Annotated in this window: 5 protein-coding genes and 1 pseudogene; 4 read left to right on the forward strand and 2 right to left on the reverse strand. The window is 68.6% G+C overall.

The window, feature by feature from the left end; all coding sequences use genetic code 11:
- Positions 1-150 precede the first annotated feature (150 nt).
- Together ABIC28_RS27165 and ABIC28_RS27170 are read left to right on the forward strand one after the other, a co-directional pair.
- Positions 151-660, forward strand: coding sequence for an Lrp/AsnC family transcriptional regulator (locus ABIC28_RS27165; protein ID WP_097214428.1), 510 nt, complete (start codon positions 151-153; stop codon positions 658-660).
- A 278-nt stretch (positions 661-938) separates the two neighbouring features.
- On the forward strand, positions 939-4,115 hold the full coding sequence (locus ABIC28_RS27170) for an NAD-glutamate dehydrogenase domain-containing protein (RefSeq protein ID WP_354581821.1): 3,177 nt from the start codon (positions 939-941) through the stop codon (positions 4,113-4,115).
- An 83-nt stretch (positions 4,116-4,198) separates the two neighbouring features.
- Here ABIC28_RS27170 and ABIC28_RS27175 read toward each other — a convergent pair whose 3' ends face one another.
- Positions 4,199-5,728: a PucR family transcriptional regulator gene (locus ABIC28_RS27175; protein ID WP_097214430.1), complete on the reverse strand. Its 1,530-nt coding sequence runs from the start codon at positions 5,726-5,728 to the stop codon at positions 4,199-4,201.
- A 145-nt stretch (positions 5,729-5,873) separates the two neighbouring features.
- Here ABIC28_RS27175 and gabT point away from each other — a divergent pair, with 145 nt between their 5' ends.
- Positions 5,874-7,211, forward strand: a complete 1,338-nt coding sequence (gene gabT / locus ABIC28_RS27180; protein WP_269590470.1) for a 4-aminobutyrate--2-oxoglutarate transaminase — start codon at positions 5,874-5,876, stop codon at positions 7,209-7,211.
- A gap of 67 nt (positions 7,212-7,278) precedes the next feature.
- On the forward strand, positions 7,279-8,736 hold the full coding sequence (locus tag ABIC28_RS27185; protein ID WP_097214432.1) for an NAD-dependent succinate-semialdehyde dehydrogenase: 1,458 nt from the start codon (positions 7,279-7,281) through the stop codon (positions 8,734-8,736).
- Positions 8,737-8,824: 88 nt separating this feature from the next.
- Here the strand turns inward: ABIC28_RS27185 and ABIC28_RS27290 are convergent.
- Positions 8,825-8,995, reverse strand: a pseudogene (locus ABIC28_RS27290) (pyridoxal 5'-phosphate synthase lyase subunit PdxS); the annotation flags it as partial.

Below are 8,995 nucleotides of genomic sequence, written 5' to 3' on the forward strand. Positions count from 1 at the left end.
CACCGGCTGGGGCCGCATCGGCGGCAAACACACCCTCCTCGACATGTCCGACCTCCGCACCGGCGTCATCCACCTGGGCCGCTGACCCACAACACAGAACACGTGCGCTACCTTGACGACCAGGCGACCCACCCGGCACGGAGGCCAACGATGAACACACCGAGCATCGATCCCATCGACGCACGAATCATCGAGCTCCTACAGAAAGACGGACGCCTCCCCTACCGACAGATCGCGGAAGAGCTGGACATCCCGGCCTCCTCCGCCCGCTACCGCGTGCAGCGGCTCGAGGAATCCGGGATCCTCCAGATCGTCGGCATCGCCAATCCCATGCGCATCGGCTTCGACCGCATGGCGATAGTCGGGATCCGCACCCGCCCCGGCACCGCCCGGTCCGTCTGCCAGGCTCTCGCCGCGCTACCCGAAACCAGCTACGTCATCGTGACATCCGGCCAGTACGACGTCATGGCCGAGGTCATCTGCAAGAACACCGACGACTACACCGACCTCATCAACGACCGGCTCCACCATATCGACGGCGTCCTCTCCACCGAATCATTCTTCGTCCTCGAGGTCGGCAAGCTCGCCTACGGCTGGGGCGTGGGCAACCCCCCGACGTTGAGCGACGTGCTCGCCAACGACATCGAGATCAACGAATAGCCCACCAGCAAATTCGCTCCCGCTCGGGGCACCGCACAGCCATGTCGGCATGCGGTGTCCCGAGCGTTCTCATTTCGGTGACTCTCGCCCCGATCATGCTGTGATACAGCCTCTTCCGTCAGGCGCGATCACGCTATCGACAGACGCGGTCCTGTTCATTTCGGCACCCCCCTACCTGGCAGATGCGCCAAAGTGTCCACCCCGAAATCCTGGTGGCCACGGCACACTCAGGAGGGTAGAACCCGACAATTCCTTTCCACCAACCGAATAGGTGTGTGATGACCGCAATGAAGGGATCAATGACGCTCCCCTCGATCACGGCCAGCCCCGGGAACCATCCCCGTCTCGAGTTCGTGTCCACCGGCGAATCAGACAGGGATGTAGGCGAAGTCGTCGATCTGGTCGTGCTGTGGCCCGGGTCTCGGCCCGCGCTGGCAGACGTCGCTCGCGACTTCGAGTGCTTCGGCCTCCGTATCGAGGCGCACACACCGCTGCCGGCTCCCGAGTCGGCCGGACCCGAGGCCAGCGTGGATCGATTCCGCTTCAGCCGCCCCGCCCAGTCATGGGTACCCGAGGCGCACGATCTGGTCATCGATGCCTTCGAGACCGCCGCCGCCTCCGGACTCGAGATCGACCGGTACTGCATGCTGACGCCGGTGGCCGGACTCGCCTGGCGGGACGTCACGCTGGTTCGCACGATCAGCCGCTACCTGCAGCAGGTGGGCCTCGGCTTCTCCGACGCCTACATCGTGGATACCCTGTTGCGGCACAGTGCATTCACGGCCTCGGTCGTAGAGCTCTTCCACACCAGGTTCGACCCCGACGCCGAGGCCCGCGACCAGCGGATCGCCGAGCTCGAACCCCGGTCGGCCGCGCTACTCGAAGACGCGGCCACGCTCGACGAGGATCGCATCCTGCGCGCGCTGACCGGCTTCGTGGGCGCGGTGCTGCGCACCAATTGGTACCAGCGCACCCCGGACGGCAGCCGCAAGCGCTACGCGTCGTTCAAGCTCGACCCGTCCCGCCTGGCACATCCCGGCCGCACCGTTCCGCACCGCGAGATCTTCGTCCGGGGAGACGGGGTCGAGGGCGTCCACGTACGGGCCGGCACCGTTGCGCGTGGCGGACTGCGCTGGTCCGACCGACCCGAGAGCTACCGCACCGAGGTGCTCGGCCTGATGACCACCCAGACCGTGAAGAACTCGCCGATCGTCCCGACCGGAGCAAAGGGCGCGTTCGTGCTCCGCGACGGCATCGCGCCTGCCGACGGCTACGCCACGTTCATCCGCGGCCTGTTGGACGTCACCGACAATCTCGTCGACGGCTTACCCGTGGGCCCGGCCGACTCGGTCAGCTACGACGACCCCGACCCGTACCTGGTGGTGGCGGCCGACAAAGGCACGGCACGTTTCTCTGATCTCGCGAATTCGGTTGCTGCCGAATATGACTTCTGGCTGGGCGACGCTTTCGCATCGGGCGGCTCCCGAGGCTATGACCACAAGGCGATGGGCATCACCGCTCGCGGTGCCTGGCTGTCCGCGCGCAGACACTTCGCGGAACTCGGTGTCGACGCCCAGAGCGACCCGATCACGGTCGTCGGCATCGGCGACATGTCCGGTGATGTGTTCGGCAACGGGATGCTGCAATCGCGCACGATTCGGTTGGTCGCGGCGTTCGATCATCGGCACATCTTTCTTGACCCCGATCCCGACCCCGAGGCCTCGTTCGAACAGCGACGTGTGCTCTTCGAAACCAGCGGATCGAGCTGGGACGACTATCCGCGAGAGGCGATCTCGGAAGGCGGCGGGGTCTGGCCGCGCTCGGCCAAGCAGATCCCGCTGTCACCGTCCGTGCGCGAAAGGCTCGGCATCGACGCCGATATTCTGTCCCCGGCCGAACTGATCCGCGCGATTCTCCGCGCTCCGGTAGACCTGTTGTGGAACGGAGGAGTGGGCACCTACGTCAACTCATCCGCCGAAACACACGCGGATGCAGCCGATCCCGCCAACGACGCGGTCCGTGTCGAAGCGGCGACCATGCGGTGCCGGATTGTCGGCGAGGGTGGCAACCTCGGTTTCACCCAGCGAGCCCGGATCGAGTTCGCGCTCGGCGGGGGCCGCATCAATGCCGACTTCATCGACAACGCGGCCGGTGTTGCGACGTCCGACCAGGAGGTGAACCTGAAGATCGCGCTGGACGGCGCGGTCGCGGCGGGCGAGATCACCGAGGCCGAACGCAACACACTGCTCGCGGACTGCACCGATCACGTCGCCGATGCCGTCCTCGGCGGCTGTGCGAGCCAGACCCTGGCGATCAGCCTCGCCGAATCCCAGGCCGTCTCGCTCCTCGGTCGACACGAGCGGTTGATCGTCAATCTCGAGGCGGTCGGCGGGCTGAACCGAGCCCAGGCCGTGCTACCGAGCAAGCGGGAGCTGGTCTCGCGCACCGAGGCCGGGCTCGGCCTGACCCGTCCGGAGATCGCGACACTGCTAGCGCATTCGAAGAACGTCGTGCGCCGCGACCTGCTGGCCTCCACCGTTCCCGACGAGCCGGTCTTCGCCCGGTTGCTGTCCGAGTACTTCCCACCCGCCGTTCGCAGCCGGTACCCGGAACGCATCCGCGCGCACCGGTTGCACCGCGAGATCATCGCCACCCAGATCGCGGACCAGCTGATCAATCACGTCGGGCCAGGCCTCATCTACCGACTCGAGGAGCGGCTGGGTGTCACGACCCCGCAGGTCGCACAGGCCTACGGGGTAGTCGCCGAACTCTTCGACGTCGGCGCCCTCTGGGCGGGCGCGCTCGCGGTGGTCGATCCGGCTGACCGGAATTCGTGGGGACCGCTGCACGCAGTGCAGGCGCTGATCGAGCGCGCATGCTCGTGGCTCCTGCGCAATCGTCCGCTGCCACTTCACGCGGAGGCCGAGATCCAGCGGTACCGGACGACGGTGGGTCACCTGCTCCACGCGTTGCCTCCGGAGGACGCCGACGACACCCTCTCCCCCGTACCGGTCCCGCTGCTCGGGGAGGCGCTCGCGCTGGCGGACAACGCACTCGCCCTGGACATCCCGATCACCCGGGTGATCGAGACATACCAGGAGCTGGGCCGGGAGCTCGGATTGTTCGGCGTGATCGAGCGATTGGAGCGGTTGGCCCTCGGCTCGTACTGGGATTCCATGGCCGCGGCGGCCCTTCGGGACGAGGTGGCGGCGCGACTGCACGACCTGGTCGGTGCCGCACTGTCCCGGGACCGTCCCGGGGAGACACCATCCGAGCGACTGTCGGAGTGGCGCGTGCAGCACGGCTCCACGATCTCCAGGCTGCACCGCATCATCGTCGAGGCTCAGGCGGAAGGCGGCGTCGATCTCGCTCGCGCGTGCACGGTCAACGCCGAACTCGCCCGAGCCGTCGCCGCGGTCGGATACTCGGCACCTCGCTGCGTACCGGCACGCTGACCCGAAACCGGGTCTGACCGACCGAGGGGCCCGCGACCGCACCGGCCGCGGGCCCCTTGCGGTGCGCCGGAACCGATACGGATTCAGAGTGATTCGTGTGCGATGACCGCCAACAGCAGCTCTGCCCGCACCCGTGCCACGTCCAGTCGACAGCCGAGTAGGGCCTCGATCTTCGAGACCCGGCTGCGGAGGGTGTGCCGGTGCACGCCGAGCACACTCGCCGCAGACTCCCAGTGGCCGTTCGCCTCGAGGAAAGCCCGCAGCGACTCGACCAACTCGGTTCCCTGCCTGCGGTCATGATCGGCGAGGGGCGTGATCATCGTGTCGGCGACCGCCCGCAGCACCTCACGTGTGGAATCGAAGGACAGCAGTGCACTTCCGGTCAACGCGGAGAACTCGAGCGGCGTCGCGCCCGACTCGGCCGCCGACGCAGCCAGCTGCGCCTGGTCGATAGCTTCGACAAACCGTTCCACCGGCTGAGCGCCGCTCAAACCCAGACGAGAAGACCGACGCGCGCGATCACCGATGTCGTCCACGAGTCCGTGCGCGAACTCGACGTCGTCGGTTCCGCGCAGCAGCACGGTGACGCGCGTGTCGACCCGCTGCAGGAACAGGGGTCTGCCGGCCTCGTTCATGGCCGCCTCGACCGCGCCGGCCACCGCCTCGGCGTCGGCAGGCGAGCCGCACACCGCGACCAGCGCACGAATCGCTCCGCGCCCGTCGGCGGCAGGCGCTAGCTGCGCCCGTACCGGCTTCAGGTCGATGTCCTCGGACAGCAGGAGTCCGAGGGCCTGGCTGTTGAGCTGGTTCTGCGCTGCCCGCAGTCGCACCGGTTTCTCGAAGTCGAGCGCCAGCAGGGAGTTCGCGTGCCCCAGCAGGATCTGGTCCACCGGCCCGAGAGGCTTCGGACTGACCACGGCGAGGTAGCCGTGCAGGTTCTTGCCCACCCCGATTCGCTGCACGGTCATCGACTCGCCGGATCGGGCCTGCGCCACCCCACTGGAGACCGCCTCCGATGCCGACGCCAGCAGCGTCAGCACCTCCGCGGTCACACTGTCCGGCACGGAGCCGGGGTGGCACTCTAGGAGCTGGCCCCGCCGGTCCAGGAGCAGGGCGACCGAGTTCGTTGCGGTGGCCAGCTCGCGCACGGTGGCCCTGGCCCCGCCCTGGATCACCGCACGCGTCATCCGGGGCTGAGCCTGCGAGGCACGCAACGACGCCTCGTACTGCTGCTCGGCCAACCGACTCATCACCCGCTTGGTCACGGCGGCGAAGGGGGTCGGCAGCGGCACCTCGAGCAGCGGCAGCCCGAGCTCGTCCGAGGCCGCCACGAGGCCCTCGGGGATCTCGGCATGGCTCAGTCCGATCCCGAAGCCGACCGCGGCGACACCGCAGTCGAGCAGCCCGCGGAGGTACTCGGTGCATTCCTCCGGATCCTGCGGGAGCCGCAGCCCGGTCGTCAGCAGCAACTCTCCTCCGGAGAGCCACGGAAACGGTTCCGGCAGTTCGGTTGTGATCGCGAACTCGATCTCGCGGTCCAGCCCGTCCGCGCCGCCACGCAGCCGCAGCGACAGCTCCGGCTGTGCCAGCACCCACCGCACGGTAATGCTCATCTCGACTCCTGACGTGACCCCGGCTTCCGGGCCGAATCGGTGAATTCGGCCCGCACCCGTGCTCCATTCTGGCAGGTGCCGCTCACCGGTCCGGCACCCCACACTGAGAGTCGATCCGACCATCACGACAGGGGACGTCCACGACATGAGCGCCATCAACTACCGACTCCCGCAGAAGCGCGCGCTGCTGACCGAGCTGCCCGGCCCGAAGTCCCGCGCCCTCGCGGAACGCCGCCGGGCGAGCGTCGCCGCAGGCGTCGGGTCCAGCGTGCCCGTCTACACCGCGGATGCCGACGGCGGCGTGATCGTGGACGTCGACGGGAACTCTCTCATCGACCTGGGATCCGGCATCGCGGTCACCAATGTGGGCGCCTCGGACCCCGCCGTGGTCGAGGCGGTACGCGAGCAGGCGGGGCATTTCACGCACACCTGCTTCATGATCACCCCCTACGAGGGCTACGTCCGGGTGGCCGAGGAGTTGGCCGCGCTCACGCCGGGCGACCACGACAAGCGCACCGTGCTCTTCAATTCCGGCGCCGAGGCCGTCGAGAACGCGATCAAGGTCGCGCGCCTGGCCACCGGCCGGATGGCGGTGGTCGCGTTCGACCACGCGTACCACGGCCGCACCAACCTGACGATGGCGCTGACCGCGAAGTCGATGCCCTACAAGTCGAACTTCGGACCGTTCGCCCCCGAGGTGTACCGGATGCCGATGTCGTACCCATACCGGGACGCCGAGGTCACCGGCGAGCAGGCCGCCCGCCGGGCGATCGGGCAGATCGAGAAGCAGATCGGCGCGGACTCGCTGGCCGCGATCATCATCGAACCGATCCAGGGCGAGGGCGGGTTCATCGTTCCCGCAACGGGTTTCCTGCCCACCCTGGCGGCCTGGGCGCGAGAGAACGGCGTCGTCTTCATCGCCGACGAGGTGCAGACCGGGTTCGCCCGCACCGGCGCGTGGTTCGCGTGCGAGGACGAGCAGATCGTGCCGGACATCATCACCATGGCCAAGGGCATCGCGGGCGGACTTCCGCTGTCGGCCATCACCGGTCGCGCCGAGCTGCTCGACAAGGTGCATGCCGGCGGCCTCGGCGGCACGTACGGCGGCAATCCCATCGCCTGTGCTGCCGCGCTCGCCGCGATCGACACCATCCGTGAGCTCGACCTGCCTGCCAGGGCTCGGCAGATCGGCGACCTGGTGCTTCCCCGACTCCGGCGGCTGGCCGAGGAGGTCCCTGCGATCGGCGACGTCCGCGGCCGTGGCGCGATGATCGCAATGGAGTTCGTCAAGCCCGGGACCGACGAGCCGGACCAGGAGCTCACCAAGGCTGTCGCCGCGCGGGCCTTGGAACAGGGCGTCATCCTGCTCACCTGCGGCACCTACGGCAATGTGGTGCGGCTGCTGCCGCCACTGGTCATCGGGGACGACCTGCTCGACGAGGCACTCAGCGTGCTCGAGGAGGCGGTGCGGGCATCCGCCTGACCCCGCCGCACCACGCCCGACCGACGCCCCTGCCGCGCCAGCGGCCGATCACTGCGAGGAACCACCCATGACAGATATCTCCACCCTCATCTCCGGCGTGCCGACCGGCCTGTGGATCGATGGCGAATCCACCGCCCCGATCGACGGCGCGACGTTCCCGGTCTTCGATCCGGCCACCGGCGAGAGGCTCGCCACGGTGGCCGCGGCCGACGGCCAGGACGCCATGCGCGCACTCGATTCCGCGTGCCGGGTGCAGGCCGAATGGGCCGCCACGGCGCCTCGCCAGCGCTCGATCATCCTGCGCACGGCATGGGAACTGGTCACCGAGCGAGCCGAGGAACTGGCGCTGCTGATGACCGCCGAGATGGGCAAGGCGCTGCCGGAGAGCCGATCCGAGGTGGCGTACGGCGCCGAGTTCCTCCGCTGGTTCAGTGAGGAGGCGGTGCGCATCCAGGGCCGGTTCACCCGGTCGCCTGGCGGCGCGGGCCGGATCATGGTGACCAAGGTGCCGGTTGGCCCGTGCCTCGCGATCACGCCGTGGAACTTCCCCTTGGCGATGGGCACCCGCAAGATCGGACCCGCGCTCGCCGCGGGCTGCACGATGATCGTCAAGCCCGCCGCGGAGACGCCCCTGACGATGCTCGCGTTCGCGCAGATCCTCTCCGACGCCGGCCTGCCGCCCGGTGTCGTCTCGGTGCTTCCGACCTCGGATGCCGCCTCCGTATCGGCGCCGCTGCTCGCGGACCCGCGGCTGCGCAAGGTCACCTTCACCGGCTCCACACCGATCGGCCGCGTGCTCATCGAGCAGTCCGCCAAGAACGTGCTGCGGACCTCGATGGAGCTAGGCGGCAACGCGCCGTTCGTCGTGTTCGACGATGCCGACATCGACGCAGCCGTTGATGGCGCGATGGCCGCGAAGATGCGCAACGGCGGCGAGGCCTGCACCGCGGCGAACCGGCTGATCGTGGCCAACTCGGTACGGGAGGAGTTCACCGCCAAGCTGACCGAGCGGATCGCCGCGCTGAAGGTAGGGCCAGGGCACGAGCCCGGTGTCGAGGTCGGCCCGCTCGTCAGCGCCAAGCAGCGCGCGAGCGTCGCCACCCTGGTCGACGAGGCGGTCGCGGCGGGTGCACGGGTGCGCACCGGCGGTCGGGCCATCGACGGCCCCGGCTTCTTCTACCAGCCGACGGTTCTCGACCAGGTTCCCGCGACCGCGCGCATCATCCGCGACGAGATTTTCGGCCCGGTGGCCGCGATCACCGGCTTCGACACCGAGCAGGAGGCGATCGCCGCGGCGAACGACACCGAGTACGGGCTCGCCGCATACATTTTCACCCAGAATCTCGACCGGGCGCTGCGGGTGGCCGAGTCGCTCGAATCCGGGATGGTGGGGGTCAATCGCGGCGTCGTCTCCGACGTGGCCGCTCCGTTCGGCGGCGTCAAGCAGTCCGGGCTGGGCAGCGAGGGCGGCACCGAGGGCATCGAGGAGTACCTCGACACGAAGTACATCGGCTTCACCGCCTGACGAACACGAAACCGCCGGCAATCGATACCGATTGCCGGCGGTTTCGTCATTGGCACGCAAACATGGCGGGCGCGCAGAGGAAGTCGGGCTACCAGCCGCGCTCGGCGAGGCGGTGCGCCACCGGCAGATCGTCGACGTTGATGCCGACCATCGCCTCACCCAGGCCGCGGGAGACCTTCGCCAGCACATCCGGGTCGTCGAAGAAGGTGGTGGCCTTGACGATCGCGGCCGCACGCTCGGCCGGGTTGCCGGACTTGAA

Source organism: Rhodococcus sp. PvR044 (assembly GCF_040548995.1).
Classification (GTDB): domain Bacteria; phylum Actinomycetota; class Actinomycetes; order Mycobacteriales; family Mycobacteriaceae; genus Rhodococcus_G; species Rhodococcus_G oryzae.